Consider the following 20,241-nt stretch of genomic DNA (forward strand, 5'->3'; position numbering starts at 1 on the left):
AGGTGATGCGGTCAAGCCCTCGTGTAGGCGTCGATCTCGGCGAGGATCTCGGTCATCAGGGCCCGGTCGGCGAACGACGCGCGCACGCCCGCCCGCGCGAGGTCGGCGACACCGGACTTGTCCAGGCCGAGCAGGTCGGCAGCCACCTGGTACTCGCGATTGAGCGTGGTGCCGAACATCGGCGGGTCGTCGGAGTTGATGGTGATCGGCACACCGGCCGCCACCAGCTGGGGCAGCGGGTGGGCCTCGATCGACGCGACGGACCGGGTGCGGACGTTCGAGGTCGGCGAGACCTCCAGCACGACGTTCTCGTCGGCCAGCCGCTGCATGAGGGCGGGGTCCTGCACGGCGGTGATGCCGTGGCCGATGCGCTCGGCGCCGAGCTCGTCGAGCGCATCGATGATCGTCTGCGGGCCGGTGGACTCGCCCGCGTGCGGCAGGCTGTGCAGCCCGGCGGCGCGGGCGGCGTCGAAGTGCGGCTTGAACTGCGGTCGCGGCACTCCCACCTCGGGCCCACCGAGTCCGAAGCCGATCAGGCCGTCGGGCTGCAGGCGCGTGGCGACGTCGAGCGTCACGTCGGCTGCCGGCACACCGGACTCGCCGGGGATGTCGAAGATCCACCGCATCGTGATCCCGAAGTCGGCCTCCGCGCGGCGGCGGGCGTCCTCGATGGCCTCGCAGTACGCCTCGGCGCTGATGCCGACGGCCATCGAGGTGTAGGGCGTGCAGGTCAGCTCGACGTACCGGACGTTCTGCGCGGCCAGGTCGCGGGCGACGTCGTGCGTGAGGGTCCACAGGTCCTCGGGCGTGCGGAGCAGGTCGACGGTGGCGAGGTACACCTCGATGAAGTGCGCGAAGTCGGTGAAGGTGTAGAACTCGGCCAGCGCTGTCGGGTCCGTGGGCACGGCGGTGGTCCCGGCGTGACGCTCGGCGAGCGTGGCAACGGTGTCCATCGACGCCGATCCCACGTGGTGCACGTGCAGCTCGGCCTTCGGCAGTCCCGCGATGAAGTCAGTCAGATCAGTCACGACATCGAGTGTTCCACGACCACCCTGTTCGCTACGGAGACGTCCCCGTTCATCAAGGAGCCCACCCCACCTGTTCGCCAAGGAGGCCGCCCGCGCCCGACTGTGCCACCCCACCTGTTCGCCAAGGAGGCCGCCTGCGGCCGACAGCCCCACTCCACCCTGTTCGCCAAGAGGCCCCCGCGCCCGACTGCCCCACCCCACCTGTTCGCCAAGGAGGCCGCCTGCGGCCGACAGCCCCACCCCACCCTGTTCGCCAAGGAGGCCGCCTGCGGCCGACTGTGCCACCCCCACCCTGTTCGCCAAGGAGGCCGCCTGCGGCCGACTGTGAGCGGAGCGAGGCGAACGCCCCGAGGCAGGCTGCACGAACCTAGTGGGAACCGACCTTGGTCGCCAGCTTGCTCGAGATGCTGCCGATCCGGCCCGAGGCGCGCATCTCTGCGAGGACCTCACGCAGAAATGGTTGCGTCTCGTGCGTGATCGGGCACCTGATCTCGAGTCCCCGAGGGAAGATGAAGACCGCTTCCGGTACCCCGTAGAGCATCCACTCGTACGAAGCATCGAGAATCCCGGACAAGCGTGCCTCGATGACCTGTCCGGAGCGTTCATGGCCAAGGACGCCGCCATCGATCCAGAGAGTCGTCGGACGGCTGAACGCGCGCGAGGCGAACCACGTGACCACGGGCGCGATCACCGTCGCGATCGAGACAGCCACCACCACCCAGGCCGGGACGTCACTCAGCAGGACGAAGAACCACGCGCCGAGAACCCCGATCCCGCACAGCACGAGGTCGTTGATCAGTGCGTCTCGCGTGCTCCCATGAGGTTCGACTTCGAGGCGCCCGATGCTCATGGCGAGATGCTAGGCGGATTCGGCCCGGTGGGCTCACGCTTCCGCGAAACCTCGGCTCCCCGCTCCGGCGGTGGTCTGCACCTGTTCGCCAAGGAGGCCGCCCGCGCCCGACTGTGCCACCCCCACCTGTTCGCCAAGGAGGCCGCCTGCGGCCGACTGTGAGCGGAGCGAGGCGAACCACGCCCGACCGCACCAACCCGTGCCACGATCGAACGGTGTCCCTCGCAGACCCACCCCGCACCCGCGACGACCTGCGGCGAACCCTCCACACGATGGGAGTTCGCGAAACCGCCTTCCACCTCTCCGGCTCATACCGCGAGGACGCTCACGTGCTCGACCACCGCCCCGAGGGGTGGGTCGTCTTCTACGCGGAACGCGGCACCCAGTCGATCGTGGGCACGTTCGAGACCGAGGCCGAGGCGTGTCGAGTCCTGTTCGAACGTGTCACTGCCGATGCCCACAACTTCTTCGACCTGGTGGTTGGACCCGCGCTGCCCGCCGCCGCCGACGCCTCCTTCGACGCGTGGCTCACCGAACACCGAACATCGCGCCCCGAGCTGGCAGCCAACGAGTGGAAGCACGACGACATCCCGCTCCTGGCGGACGCACCACGTCATCGTCGCTACTTCGTTCGCATCACGACGATTCGCCGTCTATCGGGCGACGTCGACGTCTGACGAGAGACCACAGTCAACGAGCCCGCCCGTATTGCCTTGGTGACGACATCTTCACCGCCCGCCACGACCGGTTGTGGACATCTGTGATCGACGAAGGTGGAGTGTCACAGGGGTGTTCTAGGTTGGAAACATGCAGCAATCGCAGGCAGAAACCGAGATCCGGATGGTCGCCGCGACTCGTGCTGCCGCGATCGCCGAACACGCCGCCTGGGCTGCCGTTCTTGACCACAGCGAAGCGCTCGAGGCCGAGTACTCCCACACCAGTGAGCACTTCCTGCGCCAAGCACAGCTACGGTCCATCGCCCTGGACATCGGATACACCCTCAACCTCTCCGAGGGCCAGGTCCACCGGATCCTGACCGCCGCCGAACGCCTGCGCGACCACACCCCCACCGTCTGGGCCGCGTTCGCCGACGGCGTCCTCGACGGACGGCGTGCCCAGCTGATCAGCGACACCATCGGACGCCTCCAACGACCCGAATCCATCACCCGCCTCGACCACCGGGTCGTCGCCTACGCGGCCGACCACACCAGCATCGAGCTCAAGACCTGGCTCAAGAAGTTCGTCGCCCGGGTCGAAGCCGACCTGGCCGTCGAACGAGCCGAGACCCAACGCGCCGAACGGCGCGTCGTGATCGAGCACGTCGACGACGGCATGGCCTGGCTGTCGGCCTACCTCCCATCGCACATGGCTGCTGCGATCGACAAACGGCTCGACCGCGAAGCCCGAGCCTTCGAGCACGACGAACGGACCATCGCCCAGAAGCGGGCCGACCTCCTCGCCGCCTGGGCCACCACCACCGACAACGGACAACCCGCCATCGGCGCCGACATCGCCGTCGTCATCCCCGCCACCACGCTGGTCGGACTCACCGACGAACCCGCGGTCGCAGCGGATGGGACGTTCATCGTCCCCGCCCACTGGATCACCCACGACACCGCGAACCCGTTCTGGCACAAGCTGCTCACCGACACAGGCGGCAACACCCTCGAACACCACTACACCGGCCGCTTCGCCCCCGACACCCTCCGCAAGGCCATCACCTTCCGCGACGGCACCTGCCAAGCACCCACCTGCACAAAACCAGCAGACCGGTGCGAGTACGACCACCGACAACCCTGGCCCCACGGCCACACCGTCGGGGCGAACCTCTGGCCACTCTGCGCCAGACACCACCAGATGAAGTCACACGACGTCATCACCTGGACCCTGCCATCAGGCCGCACCGCCCCCGCCGAACCCACCCAGCACGCCGCCTGAGCCGCAGCGACCCGCCTCAGGTGCCGGGAACGATCGCCGAGATCGTGGTGCCGTCCGACCGCTTGCGGCCGGGCACCGGCGGAGGGGTGCCCTCGAGTCGCGGACCCTGTCCGTCGAGCTTGATCGTCACGGGCTCACCGGCGGTCACCGTCACGGGCTCACCGCGCACGGAGAATCCCGCGCTCGTGCCGTCCTCGACCTCCAGCTCGAGCGCGGCGTCGGTCACCGTGACCTTCACGCGCGTGCCCTGCAGGGTGATCCGGTAGATCAACGAGTCCCACGACTCCGGCAGCCGCGGGTCGATCGTGAACTGGCCGTCGTGGTCGCGGAAGCCACCGAACCCGCTGACCAAGGCGTTCCAGACCCCACCGGTCGACGCGACATGCACGCCGTCGGTGGTGTTGCCGTGCCGGTCCGCGAGATCGACGAACAGCGCCGCGTTGAAGTAGCGCAGGGCGAGGTCGTGGTAGCCGACCTCGGCCGCGATGATCGACTGCACGACCGCCGACAACGTCGAGTCACCGGTCGTGATCGGGTCGTAGTACTCGAAGTCGGCACGCTTCTGCTCGGCCGTGAAGTGGTTGCCCTGCAGGAACAGCGCCAGCACGACGTCGGCCTGCTTGAGCACCTGGAAGCGGTAGATCACCAGCGGGTGGTAGTGCAGCAGCAGCGGCCGCTTCTCCAGCGGCGTGTTCTCCAGGTCCCACACCTCGCGGTCCAGGAAGTGCTGGTCCTGCGGGTGCACACCCATGTGCTCGTCGAACGGGATGGCCATGTCGTCGGCGGCCTTCTCCCAGGCGGCGACCTCGTCCAGGTCCAGCGCGAGCCGCGTGATCATCTGCTCGTACTGGATGCCGTCGCGCTCGGCCAGCTCGCGCACCGCCCTCGCGGCGTGCCGCAGGTTGAAGCGCGCCATCACGTTGGTGAAGAGGTTGTCGTTGACGACGGTCGTGTACTCGTCCGGGCCGGTGACGCCGTGGATGTGGAAGACGCCGTCCTCCTCGTTGCGCCAGAAGCCCAGGTCCACCCACATGCGAGCGGTCTCGACGAGGACGTCGATGCCCTCGCGGGTCAGGAAGTCGATGTCGCCCGTGGCCGCGATGTACTTGCTGAACGCGAACGCGATGTCGGCATCGATGTGGTACTGCGCCGTCCCCGCTGCGTAGTACGCCGACGCCTCCTGGCCGTTGATCGTGCGCCACGGGAAGAGCGCGCCGTTCTGCGCCAGCTGCTCGGCTCGCTCGCGAGCGGCGTCGAGCAGCGTGTACCGGAATCGCAGGGCGTTGCGGGCCGCTCTGGGTGTCGTGTAGGTGAGGAACGGGAGCACGTAGACCTCGGTGTCCCAGAAGTAGTGGCCTCCGTAGCCGGAGCCGCTGACCCCCTTGGCCGAGATCCCGGTGCCCTCGGCGCGCGCCGCGGCCTGTGCCACCTGGAACAGGTTCCAGCGCACCGCCTGCTGCACCTCGGGCTGACCGGGGATCTCGACGTCGGACCGCTCCCAGAAGCCGTCGAGCCACTCGCGCTGGTCCTGGAACTGCTTGTCGACACCCTCGTCGTGAGCGCGGTCCAGCGTGCGCCGGCACCGGTCGAGCAGCTCGCGCGACGGCACACCGCGCGACGTGTGATAGCTGACGAGCTTGGTCAGGCGGATCGGCTTGCCGGGCTCGGCGTTGATCCGATACGTCATCTTCGCGAGGTCGTCGTCGGTCTGGATGCGCTGCGTGAAGCTGTTGGCCGTCTCGAGTCGGTGGTCGGCGGCGACGGCGATGGTCATGCCGCTGTCGGCGCAGCGGTACCCCAGCGTGACCCGGCCCTCGCCCAGGTTGCCCCAGTTGCTCTCCGGGATCAGCACGCGCTCGTCCAGCGTCTCGGCCTTGCGCGGGTCGGCGCCTTCACCCATCGACTTGGACCGCACGTGGTACTCGTCCTCCCCGTCCTGACGATTGAGGATCTGCGACGAGATGGCCACGGGGGCGTAGTCGTCGAGCAGGGTGACCTCGAAGGTCATCACCGCGAGATGACGCACCGCGAACGACACCATGCGCTGCGAGCGGATCTTGACCCGCTTGCCGCTGGGCGTGCGCCACAGGATCTCGCGGCTGAGCACGCCGGAGCGAAAGTCCAGTCGTCGTTCGTACTCCAGCAGGTCCGCGATCGAGATCAGCAGCGGCTCGTCGTCGACGTACAGCCGGATGACCTTGGCGTCGGGCACGTTGACGATGGTCTGACCCACCCGTGCGAACCCGAACGCCTCCTCCGCGTGCCGGATCCCCCACGTCTCGTGGAAGCCGTTGACGAAGGTGCCGTGGGTGTGGGACTCACGACCCTCCTCGACGTTGCCGCGCATGCCCAGGTAGCCGTTGCCGACCGAGAAGAGGGTCTCGGTCAGTCCGAGTGTCTCCGGATCGAGGTTCTCCTCGGTCAGTGCCCACTCGTCGACCGGGAAGCGCGACCGGTCCAGCTGATCGGTGGCAGCCGGCGCGACGTGCGACGGCCCCTTCTGGCCGGCACTCACACGAGCTCCTGCAGGTCCGAGACGACGACGTCGGCGCCGTGCTCGGTGAGCGCCTCCGCACCGGCGCCCCGGTCCACGCCGACCACCAGGCCGAACCGGCCAGCACGCCCGGCCTGCACGCCGGAGAGGGCGTCCTCGAACACCACGGCCCGGTCCTTGGCCACGTCCAGTTGCACGGCGGCGTCGAGGAAGGTGTCCGGCGACGGCTTGCCGGCCAGGTGCCGCGTGGCGGCCACGGCGCCATCGACGATCACCGGGAAGTGCTGGATCATGCCAGCCGCCTCCAGCACCTTGGGTGCGTTGCGCGAGCTGGACACGATCGCCATCTTGATCCCGCGCTCGATCAACGCCTCGACCAGAGCCACCGAACCGGGATACGGCTCGACGCCCTCCTCGGCCAGGATCCGCTCGAAGTCGTCGTTCTTGCGGTTGCCGAGCCCGCACACGGTCTCGGCCGACGGGTCGTCGGACGGATCGCCCTCGGGCAGCTCGATGTCGCGGGACTCCAGGAACGACCGCACGCCCTCGTAGCGCGGCTTGCCGTCGACGTAGCGGTGGTAGTCGTCCAGCGTGTAGTCCTGCTCGAGCCCGCGGCCGCCGAGGAAGGCGTTGAACATCGCCGACCACGCGCGCTGGTGCACGTCCGCGGTCGGGGTGATGACACCGTCGAGGTCGAACAGTGCAGCGTCGAAGTCATTCCAGTCCACGTGGCGAGCCTAGGCCCGACACGTGTCGGGGCGGTAAACGGTGCACTAGCGTGGCCGCATGCCTGTGGGAGCCTCGAGCGAAGTCGGCCGTCTGCGCACCGTGATGCTGCACCGTCCGGGTCCGGAGATCGCCCGGCTCACGCCGCGCAACAACGACAGCCTGCTCTTCGACGGCATCCCGTGGCTCGGACGGGCGCAGGAGGAGCACGACGCCTTCGCCGAGGCGCTGCGGGACCGCGACGTCGAGGTGCTCTACCTCGTCGAGCTGCTGACCGCGACGCTCACCGATCCGACCGCGCGCGCCTCGATCATCGAGAGCACCACGGCCAGCCTCCGACTCGGCGACAGCCTGCGGGCGTACCTGACCGCACAGCTGGGCGACCTCGACCCGACTGGCCTCGCCCTGGTGCTGACCGCCGGCCTGCGCAACGACGAGACGGCCGCGTTCCGCAGCATCGTGACCAGCCTGCTGCAGCCCGAGGACTTCCTGATCGACCCGCTGCCCAACCTGCTGTTCACCCGTGACTCCTCGGTCTGGCTGCCGGGGCACGTCGCCGTCACCAGCCTGGCGATGCCGGCGCGGGTGCGCGAGACCCAGCTGACCGACCTGATCTACCGCCACCACCCGCGCTTCGCCGACGTCCCGCGCGTGCACGGACCGCACCTGGAGCACCTCGAGGGCGGCGACGTCCTGCTGCTCGCCCCCGGAGTGATCGCCGTCGGCGTGGGTGAGCGCACCACCCCCGCCGGCTTCGAGCGGTTCGCCCGACAGGTGCTCGGCGCCGGGCTGGCCGAGAAGGTGCTGGCGGTCCCGATCGCACAGGAACGCGCCACGATGCACCTCGACACCATCGTCACCATGGTCGACGTCGACACGGTGGTCATCTACCCGAACATGGCCGCCGGTCTGCGGGCGTACCAGGTGACGTGGGACGAGGACCTGGTCATCGGATCGGAGGGATCGTTCTTCGAGATCGCCGCGACCGCCATGGGCATCGACACCCTGCACCAGATCGACACCGGCCTGGACCCCGTCACCGCGGAACGCGAGCAGTGGGACGACGGCAACAACACGCTGGCCATCGGTCCGCGCCTCGCCGTGGCCTACGAGCGCAACGAGCAGACCAACGACCGCCTGCGCGAGCACGGCATCGACGTCGTCGCGATCAGCGGGTCCGAGCTCGGCTCGGGTCGCGGCGGCCCCCGCTGCATGTCCTGCCCGGTGCTGCGCGACTGAGCGGTTGGCTGGTCCGCAGCCGACGGCTTGGGCGACCACGTCGACTCACCACGCCTCGCGTCCGGGCGGCTTCGCCGCGGCGCGACTCACGCTGCGCTGGCGCGCTTCGACGCTCGGGCGAAGAGCGCCCTCGGTCTCAGCGAATCGAGACCTGGCGGCTGACGATGTTGCTGCGGGCGGAGCGCTGCTCGGACGTCAGCGGGGTGGAGTCGGCCATGGCAGCGGCCAACCGCTCCTCGAACTCGGCGGCGGGCTTCTCGAGAGCATCGGCGTCGACCTCGAACTCCCAGACCGGGACCAGCAGACCGTGGGCCCGGAAGTGCCCGATCAGCTTGCTGTCCTCGGTCAAGGTGTCCTCGCCGGCGGACTGCAGCCGAGCGAGTCCGTCGAGCAGGTCGGTGTCGTCGTGGGTCATGACCCACCGCAGATAGCGGTGGGCACCCATCTCGGTCCAGTAGGCACCCTCGACCGACGACAGCCGCGTGGTGGGGGCGACGGTCTCGTTGGCCTCCTCGAGCAGCGCCTCGCTCTCCTCACCGGCGTCGATCCCCTCGAGCCAGAAGTCGAACCCCTCGTGCACCGTGACGTCGAAGGTGGCCGACGGGTCGATCAGGTCCTGCAGCCGCGGGCCGACGCCCGGATCGGTCATGACGATCGGGTTGCCCGGTTCGACGCCCTCGGACAGCTCGACCACGTGGGCGAGGTCGCGCGAGATGTCGCCGAAGTTGTGCATGACCTGCAGGCCGACCCACACCTGTCCGTCGGGCCGCACCAGACCCGCACCTCCGCCGGGCAGCAAGGAGCAGATCGTGACCTCGCCGCCGGAGGCGAGAGGAACCACGGCCGTGGCGGACGGCACGAACTCACGCAGCGCGATCCAGTCGGTCTCGCGCGGCAGCCCCTCGAAGGTGCGTGCCACGAACGGCATGCGCTCCTTCTTGGTGGCGCGGTTCTTCAGTCTCGATTTCTTGCCCATGGGCAAGACCCTAGGTCAAGGACAGCTCGGCGTTGACGCGCGTGCCCTGGGTCATGTCGACCCACCAGCGATCGGCGATGCGGCTGATGATCGAGAGTCCGCGTCCGCTGAGCGAATCCTCGTCGAAGTCGATGGGCGTCAAGGACGCACCCGCGCCGGAGTCGAGGACGCTGAGCTCGAGCAGGCCGGCGTGGATGGACCAGCTGATCTCGATCCCGTCGTCGGCGGTCGGGCTGCCGTGCCTGACCGCGTTGGCGATCATCTCGCTGATGACCAGCAGAGCGTCGTCGATGACCGATGCCGGCGCCATGTGCACCGTGAGAAATGATGCGAGCCGCGTGCGGGCGATGGCCGGAGTGGAGGTGGCGAAGGGAAGGACGATGACCTCATGGGCATCCACTCGCAGCACCTCCCGGATCGATGGCTTCCGCCCAACCTAGTCACATCAGACCCCGAAATGCCAGCCCCCGCGCTCGCGGGTGAGCGCATGATGGAGCCATGCACAGTTCCGAGATCCCCACGGTCCAGGTCGCCACGCTGCCGGTGGACCTCGCCTCCGCGATGACGGTGCTCGACGTTCGCGAGCCCCACGAGTGGAACGCCGGGCACATCACCGGCGCGGTGCACATCCCGTTGAACGACCTCCCGGACCGGGTCGGCGAGCTCGACCCGCAGGCGCCCACGGTGGTGGTGTGCCACGTCGGCGGCCGGTCGGCGGTGGCGACCCGCTGGCTGCAGGCCCACGGCCACGACGTGACCAACCTGGCCGGTGGCATGGAGGCGTGGGAGGAGGCCGGGCGACCGATCGAGGTTCCGTGACGTCGCCCGTACACGCGACGACGCCACCCGATCATCGAAGATCGGATGGCGTCGTGTGACGTGCGGGGTGCTACTTGGCCGCAGCCTTGAGGCGCGAGCCGACGCTGACCTTGACGCCGAAGCCGGCGGGGATGTCGATGGTCTCGCCGGTGGACGGGTTGCGACCCGTACGGGCGGCACGGTTGACGCGCTCCACGGACAGGATGCCGGGGATCGACACCTTCTCGCCCTTGGCGACCGACTCCAGCAGGATCTCGCTGAAGGATGAGAGGACGGCGTCGGCATCGGACTTGGTGGTGCCGGCCTTTTCGGCGAGGGCGGCCACGAGGTCGTTGCGTGAGATAGCCACTAGAGCTCCTAGAGAAAACGGTTCGATTGAATTCGTCGGTCAGTCTATGGATGCCACCCCATGGCTCGGCACACCCCCCGGCTGAAAAGTCCCGGCGTGTCGGGGTAAGGGGTCACCAGGCGTCGCGCGGTGGTTGCCCGACGAGGGTCTCGATCGTGGCCAGGTAGGTCGCTCGATCGATCTCCTCGACGCCCAGGGAGGCCAGGTGCGGGGTGCTCCACTGGGTGTCGATCAGACCGTCGCCCCATCGCCTGGCGAGGTCCACGAGGGCGACCTTGGACGCGTCGGTGGCTCGGTGGAACATCGACTCGCCCGCGAACAGTCCACCGATCGCGAGTCCGTACAGCCCGCCGACCAGACGGCCGTCGGCGTCGCGCGTCTCCACCGAGTGCGCCCACCCGAGGTGGTGCAGCCGCACGTAGGCGTCCCGGATGCCGGTGTCGATCCACGAACCCGGTCGCGACGGGTCCGCGCACGCGTCGATGACCTCCTCGAAGGATCGATCCACCGTGACGTCGAACCGCCGCACCGACCGTGCCAGGGAGCGGCTGACCTTCAACCGTCCCGGGAGCAGGACGCCGCGTGAGCGAGGCGACCACCACAGCAGCAGGTCCTCGTGCGGCATCGGGAACGCGCCGTGGCGGTAGGCGTCGACGATGGTCGCCGGCTCGAGATCGGCTCCCGCGGCCACGCAGTCGTCGTCGGGCCACTGGTCCGGGTCCAGGTCCCATCGCGAGGGTGGCAGCCGGCTGGGCCTCATGTGTCGAGCACCCTCGACAGGTGCGTCACGGGACCCTCGCCCCACTGCTGCCACTCCGCGGCCGTCGCGTCGGCCAGGCATCCCCACCAGGTGAGCGAGCGGTTGACGGCGTGGGTGAGGCCGACGGCGTGCCAGTCGGCGGCGAGATCGTCGACGCGGACACCCCACTGCTCGGCGTAGGCCGCCAGCACCGGTTCCCACCGGATCTGGGTCAGTGAGGTGATCCAGCCGTACGGCACGACCAGCACCTCCAGGGCGTGCGCCCACTGACTGTCGCCGAAGTCGAACAGGCGCATGCCGGCACCGTCGACCGAGCGGAACGCGTTCCCCGGATGCAGGTCGCCGTGCTGCCAGGTGACCGGCAGGGCGGACCGGTCCAGCTGCTCGACCGCGTCGACGAGCCGGGGCCTCGCGGCGAGCAGCCGGACGTGCAGCTCCTGCGGAACGTGCGCAGGGTGCTGGTCGGGCAGGTCGGCGTACAGCGACAGCAGGCGGTCGAACCGGTCGAGCGTCGTGCCCGGTGCGCAGTCCGGCACGCCGATGCCGACGACCCGGTCACGATGCAGGGTCAGCGTCTGCTGCAGACGAGCGCTCTCGGCGGCCATCGCCTGCCAGTCGCCGGGCGACGGCTCACCGTGCTCGTGCAACGTCGGGCCGTGGTCCGCCGTGAGCAACCAGCCGCGCTCGGCATCGATCGCCAGTGGGCGGTCCACCGCTTCCGGCACCAGCTCGGACAGCGCGGCGTGCAGGCCGGGCTCGAACGCCATGGACCGACAGTTCGCCTTGAACCACCACCGACCTTCGTCAGTCGGCACCACCAGCTGGGTCGACCACGGGCGGATCCGCGGTTGCTCGATCTCGCCGACCAGGCGGCGCCCGTGTCGCTGCAGGTGCTCGGCGATCCACGCCGTCGCCTCCCCGCGCCACGACGTCTCGGCGACGCGCTGCGAGAACGGCATGGCGCCAGCCTATGGGCTCCCTGCGCCCCTGCGGACGTCCTCATATGCTGGTGCGATGGGAGTTCGCCGCAAGGCCGCCGTCACGGCGGGGTCCAAGCTTCGCCCCCCGGTATGCCAGCTCGTTCGTGCGCGGCACGCTCGACCGGGCGATCGACGGCGTCGGTCCGCTGCGGTCCGCCGCGGCCGCCGCCGACGCCAGGCTGGTCGATGCCGACGGTGACGTGGCGACCGCGATCTCCGGTCTCGTGCGCCAGCACGCCGCGATGGCGGGCGTGCAGGGGTTCGTGACCAACCTGGGCGGCCTCGCCACCTACGCCGTGTCGGTCCCGGCCAACGTCGTCGGCGTGACGCTCGTGCAGTGCCACCTGGTGGCCGGCATCGCGCACCTGCGTGGCTACGACCTCGAGGACGCCCGCGTGCGCAACGCCATCCTCGCCTGCATGCTCGGCGAGGACTCCGTGGCCTCGCTGGTCAAGAAGCACCGCCTGCCGTCGTCGCCGATGGCGTTGGCGACCTCCCCGGTGCACGACCCCGAGCTCGACCACACGCTGGGCCGCGAGGTGACGTCGGAGATCATCTCCCGCGCCGCCGGCAAGCGTGCCGTGACGCTGATCGGTCGCAAGGTTCCCCTGGTCGGAGGGGCGGTGGGAGCCTCGAGCGACGCCCTCGCCACGTGGCAGATCGGGCAGTACGCAGCCGACGAGCTGCGCGATCGGCGTCTACCGCTCTGACGCCAGAGCCCGCACGACCGCCGAGGCCGGGGGCTTGCCGAGGTGCTCGGCCATCCAGGTGCTCGTCCGCACCACGGCCATGAGATCGATGCCGTGCTCGATGCCCAGCCCGTCGAGCATCCACACCAGGTCCTCGGTGGCCAGGTTGCCGGTGGCGCTCTCGGCGTAGGGACAGCCACCGAGCCCGCCGGCCGAGGCGTCGAAGGTCGTGACGCCGTGCTGCAGAGCCGCGTACGTGTTGGCGAGCGCCTGGCCGTACGTGTCGTGGAAGTGCATCGCCAGCCGATCGACCCCCACGCCGGCGGCGCCGAACGCGTCGAGCAGGGCGCCCACGTGGCCCGGGGTGCCGACACCGATCGTGTCCCCCAGCGACAGCTGACTCGCGCCGAGGTCGAGCAGACGCGCACCGGTGTCGACGACCTGGTCGATCGCGACGTCGCCCTCCCACGGGTCGCCGAAGCACATCGACACGTACGCGCGCACGTCCAGGCCGGCGGCCAGTGCCCGCTCGACGGTCGGACCGAACATCTCGAACTGTCCCTCGAGGGTGGAGTTCAGGTTCTTCGCCGCGAAGGTCTCCGTGGCGCTGGCGAAGATCGCCACGTGCGAGCAGCCCGCTTCCAGCGCGCGATCGAGGCCACGCTCGTTGGGCACGAGCACGGGCATCGGGACGGACCCGGCCAGATCCAGCCGCGCCACGACCTCGGCGGCATCGGCCAGCTGTGGCACCCATCGGGGGTGCACGAAGCTGGTGGCCTCCACGATCGGCAGTCCGGCTGCGACGAGGCGCTCGATCAGCTCGACCTTGACCTCGACCGGCACCACGGCCGACTCGTTCTGGAGGCCGTCGCGCGGTCCGACCTCGTAGACGGTGACCCGGCTCGGCAGGTTCGGGGCGGGGCGGCTCATGCGGGCTCGACCTGCAGCAGGGGTGCGGCCATCGTCACCTGCTGGCCGGCCGCGACGTCGACGCGGGCGACCACGCCGTCGAAGGGTGCCGTGACGGGCAGCTCCATCTTCATGGCCTCCATGGTGCACAGGACGTCCCCGGCGGCGACGGTGGCACCGACCTCGACCCGCACCTCGAGCACCGTGCCCGGCATCGGCGCGGTCAGGGACCCGTCGCCGACCGCGGCCGCTGTGGTGTCCCGATCGGGGGCGGTGAAGACGTGGCGCTGTCCGAGGTGCGCCACCTCGACGACCCCCGGCTGCGCGTTGACCGTTGCCGTGACGCGCACCCCGTCGACGTCCGCGACCAGCACGTGGTCCTGGGCCGACAGCTGACGGACCCGGTGGTCGTCGACGGTGCCGCGGGCCCGGTCCACGAGCACCTCGCGGTCCATCTGCACGCGTGTGGGCGCGGGCGGCCCACCGAGGCGGAATCCGTCGGCACCGAACGCGTCGGCCTGCTGGGCGGCGAGCATGGCCACGATCCATGCGCCCATCACGCGGGGGATCTCCGGGTCGGGGACCGCGATCTCGGCATCGTCGAGCCATCCGGTCTCGATGGTCGCGTCGCGGAACTCGTCGGAGGCGGCCAGCACGCGCAGGAACCCGGTGTTGGTGGTGATGCCGAGGATCGCGGTGTCGTCGAGCGCCGCGACCAGGGCTCGACGTGCGCTCTCGCGGTCCGGCCCGTGCACGATCACCTTGCCGAGCATCGGGTCGTACGACGTGGAGACGACCTGGCCGGACTCGAGGGCAGCATCGACGCGCGCGTTCGCGGGCCACCGCACCAGGTCGGCGGTGCCGGCCTGCGGGAGGAAGCCGCCGAAGGAGTCCTCGGCGTAGACCCGCACCTCGATGGCGTGGCCGTCGATCGACAGGTCGTCCTGCCCGATCGAGAGTCGCTCGCCTGCGGCGATGCGGATCTGGTGCTCGACCAGGTCCATGCCGTCGATCGGGCCACCACAGATCAGCTCCGTCACGGGATGCTCGACCTGCAGCCGCGTGTTCATCTCCAGGAAGTACGCCTCGCCGGTGTCGGCATCGAGCAGGAACTCGACGGTGCCGGCATTGGTGTAGCCGACGTGGCGCGCCAGGTCGACGGCCGCCGAGGTGATCCGCTCTCGCGTCGCGGCGTCGATCGTGGGAGCGGGCGCCTCCTCGATGACCTTCTGGTGACGGCGCTGGGTGGAGCAGTCGCGCTCGAACAGGTGGATGACGTGTCCGTGGTGGTCGGCGAGCACCTGCACCTCGATGTGACGCCCGTGCTCCACGTACTTCTCGATCAGCATCGTGTCGTCGCCGAACGAGGACGCCGCCTCGCGTTTCGCGGCGGCCATCGCCTCGTCCATCTCGTCGGCCGACCGCACGACGCGCATGCCCTTGCCGCCGCCACCGGCGGCCGCCTTGACCAGCACCGGGAACCCGGCGTCGTCACCTGTCGGGACCACGGGGACCCCGGCCGCGATGGCGATCTCGCGAGCCGCGTCCTTGCGACCCATCTGGTCCATCACCTCCGCCGATGGTCCGATCAGAGTCAGGCCCGCGTCGGCCACGGCCGCGGCGAAGGCGGACCGTTCGGACAAGAACCCGTAGCCGGGGTGGATCGCGGTGGCGCGGGCCTCTCCCGCTGCCGCGATCACCGCATCGATGTCGAGGTAGCTGTCGACCCGCACGGCGGCGTCGGCGGCCCGCACGTGCGGGGCATCGGCGTCGGCATCGGTGAAGATCGCGACCGACCGGATGCCGAGGCGTCGGCAGGTGCGCATGACGCGCAGCGCGATCTCGCCGCGGTTGGCGATCAGGATGGTGTCGAACAAGCAGGGCTGGGTCATGGCGCTCACATCCGGAAGACGCCGAAGTGACCGGGCGTCTGGGTCGGGGCGGGGGTGTTGACGACCTGCAGGGCCATGCCGAGCACCCGGCGGGTGTCGGCCGGCTCGATGATGCCGTCGTCCCACAGGCGGGCCGTGGAGTAGTACGGAGAGCCCTGCCGCTCGAACTGCTCTCGGATCGGTTCTCTGAAGGACGCCTCGTCCTCGTCCGACCACGACTCGCCGCGCGCCTCCATGGCGTCGCGGCGGACGGTGGCCAGCACCGAGGCGGCCTGCTCGCCGCCCATCACCGAGGTGCGGGCGTTCGGCCAGGTCCACAGGAACCGGGGGTCGTAGGCGCGGCCGCACATGCCGTAGTTGCCGGCACCGTACGACCCGCCGATCACGACCGTGAGCTTCGGGACGACCGACGTCGCGACCGCGGTGACCAGCTTCGCGCCGTCCTTCGCGATCCCCTTGTTCTCGTACTCGCGACCCACCATGAATCCGGAGATGTTCTGCAGGAACAGCAACGGCACCCCGCGCTGGTTGGCCAGCTCGATGAAGTGGGCGCCCTTGAGGGCGGACTCGCTGAACAGGATGCCGTTGTTGGCCACGATCGCCACCTGGTGGCCCTGGATGTGCGCGAACCCGCAGACCAGGGTCTCGCCGTACAGCGGCTTGAACTCGTGCAGGCGTGAGCCGTCGACCAGCCGCGTGATGACGTCGTGCACGTCGTACGGCGTCCGTCCGTCGGTCGGCACGACGCTGCCCAGCCCCGCCGGATCCTGCAGCGGCTCGACCGGGGGACGATCGGGCTCGACATCGGCGCGCGGCACCGTGTCCACGATGGATCGCACGATGTCGAGCGCGTGCGCGTCGTCCTCGGCGAGGTGGTCGACGACGCCGGACACGGTGGCGTGCACCTCGCCGCCGCCGAGCTCCTCGGCCGTCACCACCTCACCGGTCGCTGCCTTGACCAAGGGGGGGCCGGCGAGGAACACCGTGCCCTGATCGCGCACGATGACCGTCTCGTCGCTCATCGCCGGCACGTAGGCACCACCAGCGGTGCACGATCCCATGACCGCGGCGATCTGCGGGATGCGCTGCGCCGACATCTGCGCCTGGTTGAAGAAGATGCGGCCGAAGTGCTCCCGATCCGGGAAGACCTCGTCCTGCATCGGGATGAAGGCGCCACCGGAGTCGACGAGGTAGATGCACGGGAGATGGTTCTGCTGCGCGATGGCCTGTGCGCGCAGGTGCTTCTTGACCGTGAGCGGGTAGTAGGTGCCGCCCTTGACCGTGGCGTCGTTCGCCACCACCACGCACAGACGGCCCGCCACCCGACCGATGCCGGTCACGATCCCCGCGCCCGGGACGTCGTCGTCGTAGACGTCGTGGGCCGCCAGCGGCGACAGCTCGAGGAACGGCGAACCGGGGTCGAGCAGGCGGTCGACACGGTCGCGAGGCAGCAGCTTGCCGCGGCCGACGTGACGTTCGCGGGACGCCTCGCTGCCGCCGAGGCGAGCCACGGCGAGGCGATCGCGCAGCTCGTCGACCAGGTCGCCCATGGTCGGGGTCGGGGGACTCGACGTCATGTGCCAGACACTAGCACCGCCGGTTAATGATCGTTAACCTGCGGGTACGCTCGTCCCATGAACCGCCGCGCCCAGATCCTCGAGACAGCCGCCGGGCTGTTCGCCGAGCGCGGCTTCCACGGCGTCTCGGTGCACGACATCGGTGCCGCCTGCGGCATCAGCGGGCCGGCCATCTACAAGCACTTCCCGGGCAAGGACGCGATCTTGACCGAGTCCCTCACCTCGATCAGCGAGCGGCACGTCGCCGAGGCGCGCGCCTGCCGGTCGTCGCACGAGGAACCGGCAGCCGCACTCGACGCACTGATCGCCTGGCACATCGACTTCGCCCTGGAACATCCGGCGCTGATCGTCATCCAGGAGCGCGAGTGGTCCAACCTCGACGCCGACGGCCGAGGCGCGGTGCGCCGCCTCCAGCTCACCTACATCGACATCTGGGTCGACGTGCTGCGCCGCCTGCGTGACGACCTCGATCCCGCCGAGGCGCGGGCCGTGGCGCAGGCGACCTTCGGGTTGCTCAACTCCACCCCGCACAGCGCACGCATCAGCCCCCAGGCGATGCGCTCGCTGCTGGCACCGATGGCCCGCGCCGCGCTGCTCGCCTGACCGGGGCGATCGTCGCGATGGCGACCCCCAGCAGCATGACGGCGCCGCCACCCAGCTCGGCGCCGGTCGGCACCTCGCCCTGCGCCAGCCAGGCCGCGACGATCCCGATCGGCGGCACCAGCAGCACGAACGGGACCACGGCACCGGCCGGGTGGCGCGCCAGCAACGAGTTCCAGATGCCGTAGCCGATCAACGACGCCCCGATGGCGGTGTAGAGCGTGCTCGCGATGGCCACTCCCGACAGCGACGTGAGCGCACGCCCGACCTCGTCGGGCCCGTCGACCAGCATCGACAACGCGAAGGCCGGCACCGGCACCACCAGCGCCGACCAGACCACGAGCGACAGGCCCGACTGCACCCCGGCGGCCCGGCTGACCACGTTGCCGATCGCCCACGACATGGCAGCGCCGAGGATGACCAGCAACGGCACCACAGGAGCCGAGGTCCCGTGCGCCACCGCGACCACCACCAACCCCGTGGTGCCCACCGCCGCACCGAGAACCTGACGGCGCGTGGGCCTCTCGCGGAGCACGACGGTCGCGATCACGATCGTGAAGATCACCTGTGCCTGCAGCACGAGCGAGGCCAGGCCGGCAGGAAGCCCGAGGTCGAGGGCCACGTAGAGCAGGCTGAACTGGCCCAGGCTCATGAACCCGCCGACGGCCACCACGGCCTGCCAGGAGGCGGCTGGACGCGGCACGAACAGCACCAGCGGCAGGGCCACGAGGACGAAGCGCAACGACAGGAACAGCAAGGGCGGCACGTCGGCGAGACCCTCGTCGATGACCACGAAGTTCCCGCCCCACAGCACCATCACGACGACGGCGAGGGCGGAGTGCTTCAGCGGCATGGGGCCAGTCTCACCCACTAGGCTCCCGCCATGGACCTCGGCAAGCTGCTCGGCGGCGACCTGGACATCAAGAAGCTCACCGCCGTGATCGACCTGGTGTGGAACAACAAGGACGAGCTGGCCCACATCCCCGACCTGCTCCGGAGCCTGTCGAACGGACTCGGCGAGGCCGGCACCCAGGCGCGTGCAGCGGGTCTCGCCCTGGTGGGCGAGGACGGCGTCTCCGGTGCCACGTCACGGCTCGGCGGCAGTGCCACGCGCCTGGGGTCGATCGCCGAGACGCTGTCCGAGGTCGCCGAGCTCGTGGGCGACGCAGCCGGCGAGGTCAAGAACGTGCCCCTGATGGGCGGGCCGGCCAAGCAGCTCAGCGCCGCAGCGAAGTCGTTGCACGGCACCACCCGGGACCTGGGTGGTCTGGCCGACGACCTCGTCGGGCTCGCGGAGATCCTCGGCCAGGTCGGCGCGGCCCTCGGCCGCCTCGGCGACAGCCTCGACCAGAGCGGGACCGAGGCGAAGAGCTTCGTCAGCGGCACCTAGGGACGGTCGATCAGCCCTCGGCCTCGAAGATCTGCGGGTGGAAGCCGGGCGGGCGGTTGGACGTGCGTGGCCCGAAGTCGCCGGGGTCGGCGAGGTTCCAGTCGTTGAGCCAGTGCTCGGGCGGGTCGTCCAGCAGCTGGCGCGGCTGCAGCCACTCGTGCAGCTCGGCGTACGACTGGGTGACCTGGTGCTCGAGACGCCGGTTCAGCAGCCCCGGGTGCAGCTGGGTGAAGGACGTCAGGCCCATCGACGTGACGATCTGGTGCGCGCTCGCGATGGTCTGGCTCTGGAAGTTGCGCACCCGGACCGACTTGTCGTCGACCCGCAGGGCCCGGGCCCGCCACGGGTCCTGCGTCGTGACGCCCACAGGGCACCGGTTGGTGTGGCACGCCTGCGCCTGGATGCACCCGATCGCGAACATCATGGCGCGCGCCGACAACGTGAAGTCCGCCCCCTGGCAGATCCGCTTGACGATGTCGATGCCGGTGGCGATCTTGCCGCTGGCGCCGATCTTGACGTGCTCACGCACGCCGACTCCGGTGAGGGCGTTGTGCACGAAGACCAGACCCTCGGTCAGCGGCATGCCCACGTGGTCCTCGAACTCGACCGGGCCGGCACCGGTGCCTCCCTCGGAGCCGTCGACGATGACGAAGTCCGGGTAGGAGTCGCGCTCGACCATGGCCTTGCAGATGGCGAGGAACTCGTGGCGCGAGCCGACGCACAGCTTGATGCCGACCGGCTTGCCGCCGCTGAGCTCGCGCAGCTGCTCGATGAACTCGATCAGCCCGCGGGGCGAGCTGAACGCGGTGTGCGCGGGCGGCGAGATCACGGTCTTGCCGACCTCGACCTCGCGGGTCCGCGCGATCTCCTCGCTGACCTTCGCGCCCGGCAGCACTCCACCGAGGCCGGGCTTGGCGCCCTGCGAGAAGCTTGACCGAGATGGTCTTGACCGTGTCGCCGCGCGCCTTCTCCTTGAACGAGTCGGGGTCGAAGTGCCCGTCCTCGGTGCGGCAGCCGAAGTAGCC

Annotated in this window: 22 protein-coding genes; 8 read left to right on the top strand and 14 right to left on the bottom strand. The window is 69.9% G+C overall.

Going from position 1 to position 20,241, the window contains the following annotated elements:
* Nucleotides 1-11 precede the first annotated feature (11 nt).
* Together AC0L5F_RS10175 and AC0L5F_RS10180 are read right to left on the bottom strand one after the other, a co-directional pair.
* Nucleotides 12-1,028 carry an adenosine deaminase gene (locus AC0L5F_RS10175; RefSeq protein WP_473313238.1) on the bottom strand — a complete coding sequence of 339 codons (1,017 nt, stop codon included), beginning with the start codon at nt 1,026-1,028 and terminating at the stop codon, nt 12-14.
* Between the two features lie 367 nt (nt 1,029-1,395).
* Nucleotides 1,396-1,878 (bottom strand): hypothetical protein, encoded by a 483-nt coding sequence (locus tag AC0L5F_RS10180; protein WP_473313239.1) that lies wholly within the window; start codon nt 1,876-1,878, stop codon nt 1,396-1,398.
* A gap of 6 nt (nt 1,879-1,884) precedes the next feature.
* On the opposite strand from AC0L5F_RS10180, the gene AC0L5F_RS10185 reads away from it, so the two are divergent.
* From AC0L5F_RS10185 to AC0L5F_RS10195, 3 genes are all read left to right on the top strand, one after another.
* Nucleotides 1,885-2,040: a hypothetical protein gene (locus AC0L5F_RS10185; RefSeq protein ID WP_473313240.1), complete on the top strand. Its 156-nt coding sequence runs from the start codon at nt 1,885-1,887 to the stop codon at nt 2,038-2,040.
* A 53-nt stretch (nt 2,041-2,093) separates the two neighbouring features.
* On the top strand, nt 2,094-2,555 hold the full coding sequence (locus AC0L5F_RS10190; RefSeq protein WP_473313241.1) for a hypothetical protein: 462 nt from the start codon (nt 2,094-2,096) through the stop codon (nt 2,553-2,555).
* 130 nt (nt 2,556-2,685) lie between these two features.
* Nucleotides 2,686-3,816 (top strand): HNH endonuclease signature motif containing protein, encoded by a 1,131-nt coding sequence (locus AC0L5F_RS10195; protein WP_473313242.1) that lies wholly within the window; start codon nt 2,686-2,688, stop codon nt 3,814-3,816.
* A gap of 16 nt (nt 3,817-3,832) precedes the next feature.
* On the opposite strand, the gene AC0L5F_RS10200 is transcribed toward AC0L5F_RS10195, so the two are convergent.
* Together AC0L5F_RS10200 and AC0L5F_RS10205 are read right to left on the bottom strand one after the other, a co-directional pair.
* Nucleotides 3,833-6,331, bottom strand: coding sequence for a glycoside hydrolase family 65 protein (locus AC0L5F_RS10200; protein ID WP_473313243.1), 2,499 nt, complete (start codon nt 6,329-6,331; stop codon nt 3,833-3,835).
* Nucleotides 6,328-7,038, bottom strand: coding sequence for an HAD family hydrolase (locus AC0L5F_RS10205; protein ID WP_473313244.1), 711 nt, complete (start codon nt 7,036-7,038; stop codon nt 6,328-6,330). The genes AC0L5F_RS10200 and AC0L5F_RS10205 overlap by 4 nt, the downstream gene beginning before the upstream one ends.
* A 58-nt stretch (nt 7,039-7,096) precedes the next feature.
* Here AC0L5F_RS10205 and AC0L5F_RS10210 point away from each other — a divergent pair, with 58 nt between their 5' ends.
* The gene (locus tag AC0L5F_RS10210; protein ID WP_473313245.1) at nt 7,097-8,275 is read left to right on the top strand and encodes an arginine deiminase; all 1,179 of its coding nucleotides are present in this window, start codon (nt 7,097-7,099) and stop codon (nt 8,273-8,275) included.
* Between the two features lie 136 nt (nt 8,276-8,411).
* Here the strand turns inward: AC0L5F_RS10210 and AC0L5F_RS10215 are convergent, their stop codons facing one another.
* A complete protein-coding gene (locus tag AC0L5F_RS10215) occupies nt 8,412-9,251 on the bottom strand; it encodes a DUF5926 family protein (RefSeq protein WP_473313246.1) in 840 nt (279 codons plus the stop codon).
* Nucleotides 9,252-9,261: 10 nt separating this feature from the next.
* Nucleotides 9,262-9,651 carry an ATP-binding protein gene (locus tag AC0L5F_RS10220; protein ID WP_473313247.1) on the bottom strand — a complete coding sequence of 130 codons (390 nt, stop codon included), beginning with the start codon at nt 9,649-9,651 and terminating at the stop codon, nt 9,262-9,264.
* Between the two features lie 98 nt (nt 9,652-9,749).
* Here AC0L5F_RS10220 and AC0L5F_RS10225 point away from each other — a divergent pair, with 98 nt between their 5' ends.
* Complete coding sequence (locus AC0L5F_RS10225; protein WP_473313248.1) at nt 9,750-10,070, top strand: rhodanese-like domain-containing protein; 321 nt, start codon at nt 9,750-9,752, stop codon at nt 10,068-10,070.
* Between the two features lie 70 nt (nt 10,071-10,140).
* Here the strand turns inward: AC0L5F_RS10225 and AC0L5F_RS10230 are convergent, their stop codons facing one another.
* The 3 genes from AC0L5F_RS10230 to AC0L5F_RS10240 all read right to left on the bottom strand — a co-directional run bounded on the left by AC0L5F_RS10230 (nt 10,141) and on the right by AC0L5F_RS10240 (nt 12,138).
* Complete coding sequence (locus tag AC0L5F_RS10230) at nt 10,141-10,419, bottom strand: HU family DNA-binding protein (protein ID WP_473313249.1); 279 nt, start codon at nt 10,417-10,419, stop codon at nt 10,141-10,143.
* A gap of 112 nt (nt 10,420-10,531) precedes the next feature.
* On the bottom strand, nt 10,532-11,179 hold the full coding sequence (aat, locus tag AC0L5F_RS10235; RefSeq protein WP_473313250.1) for a leucyl/phenylalanyl-tRNA--protein transferase: 648 nt from the start codon (nt 11,177-11,179) through the stop codon (nt 10,532-10,534).
* Nucleotides 11,176-12,138 carry an aminoglycoside phosphotransferase family protein gene (locus tag AC0L5F_RS10240; protein ID WP_473313251.1) on the bottom strand — a complete coding sequence of 321 codons (963 nt, stop codon included), beginning with the start codon at nt 12,136-12,138 and terminating at the stop codon, nt 11,176-11,178. The genes aat and AC0L5F_RS10240 overlap by 4 nt, the downstream gene beginning before the upstream one ends.
* Before the next feature lie 125 nt (nt 12,139-12,263).
* Here AC0L5F_RS10240 and AC0L5F_RS10245 point away from each other — a divergent pair, with 125 nt between their 5' ends.
* Nucleotides 12,264-12,869: an EcsC family protein gene (locus AC0L5F_RS10245; protein ID WP_473313253.1), complete on the top strand. Its 606-nt coding sequence runs from the start codon at nt 12,264-12,266 to the stop codon at nt 12,867-12,869.
* Here AC0L5F_RS10245 and AC0L5F_RS10250 read toward each other — a convergent pair.
* Genes AC0L5F_RS10250 through AC0L5F_RS10260 form a run of 3 tightly spaced genes read right to left on the bottom strand, consistent with a single transcriptional unit; the run spans nt 12,858 to nt 17,226 of the window.
* A complete protein-coding gene (locus tag AC0L5F_RS10250; protein ID WP_473313254.1) occupies nt 12,858-13,778 on the bottom strand; it encodes a hydroxymethylglutaryl-CoA lyase in 921 nt (306 codons plus the stop codon). The genes AC0L5F_RS10245 and AC0L5F_RS10250 overlap by 12 nt on opposite strands.
* Nucleotides 13,775-15,649, bottom strand: a complete 1,875-nt coding sequence (locus tag AC0L5F_RS10255) for an acetyl/propionyl/methylcrotonyl-CoA carboxylase subunit alpha (protein WP_473313255.1) — start codon at nt 15,647-15,649, stop codon at nt 13,775-13,777. Before AC0L5F_RS10255 ends, AC0L5F_RS10250 begins: the two co-directional genes overlap by 4 nt.
* A gap of 5 nt (nt 15,650-15,654) precedes the next feature.
* A complete protein-coding gene (locus AC0L5F_RS10260) occupies nt 15,655-17,226 on the bottom strand; it encodes a carboxyl transferase domain-containing protein (RefSeq protein ID WP_473313256.1) in 1,572 nt (523 codons plus the stop codon).
* Nucleotides 17,227-17,283: 57 nt separating this feature from the next.
* Between AC0L5F_RS10260 and AC0L5F_RS10265 the strand changes: the two genes are divergently transcribed.
* Complete coding sequence (locus tag AC0L5F_RS10265; RefSeq protein ID WP_473313258.1) at nt 17,284-17,829, top strand: TetR/AcrR family transcriptional regulator; 546 nt, start codon at nt 17,284-17,286, stop codon at nt 17,827-17,829.
* On the opposite strand, the gene AC0L5F_RS10270 is transcribed toward AC0L5F_RS10265, so the two are convergent.
* Nucleotides 17,768-18,679 (bottom strand): EamA family transporter, encoded by a 912-nt coding sequence (locus AC0L5F_RS10270; protein ID WP_473313259.1) that lies wholly within the window; start codon nt 18,677-18,679, stop codon nt 17,768-17,770. The genes AC0L5F_RS10265 and AC0L5F_RS10270 overlap by 62 nt on opposite strands.
* A 30-nt stretch (nt 18,680-18,709) precedes the next feature.
* Here AC0L5F_RS10270 and AC0L5F_RS10275 point away from each other — a divergent pair, with 30 nt between their 5' ends.
* Nucleotides 18,710-19,216 (top strand): hypothetical protein, encoded by a 507-nt coding sequence (locus AC0L5F_RS10275; protein ID WP_473313260.1) that lies wholly within the window; start codon nt 18,710-18,712, stop codon nt 19,214-19,216.
* A 10-nt stretch (nt 19,217-19,226) separates the two neighbouring features.
* On the opposite strand, the gene AC0L5F_RS10280 is transcribed toward AC0L5F_RS10275, so the two are convergent.
* Nucleotides 19,227-20,111 carry a glutamate synthase-related protein gene (locus AC0L5F_RS10280; RefSeq protein ID WP_473313261.1) on the bottom strand — a complete coding sequence of 295 codons (885 nt, stop codon included), beginning with the start codon at nt 20,109-20,111 and terminating at the stop codon, nt 19,227-19,229.
* Nucleotides 20,112-20,241: the final 130 nt, after the last annotated feature.

Source organism: Aeromicrobium sp. 10G20-16 (assembly GCF_055809665.1).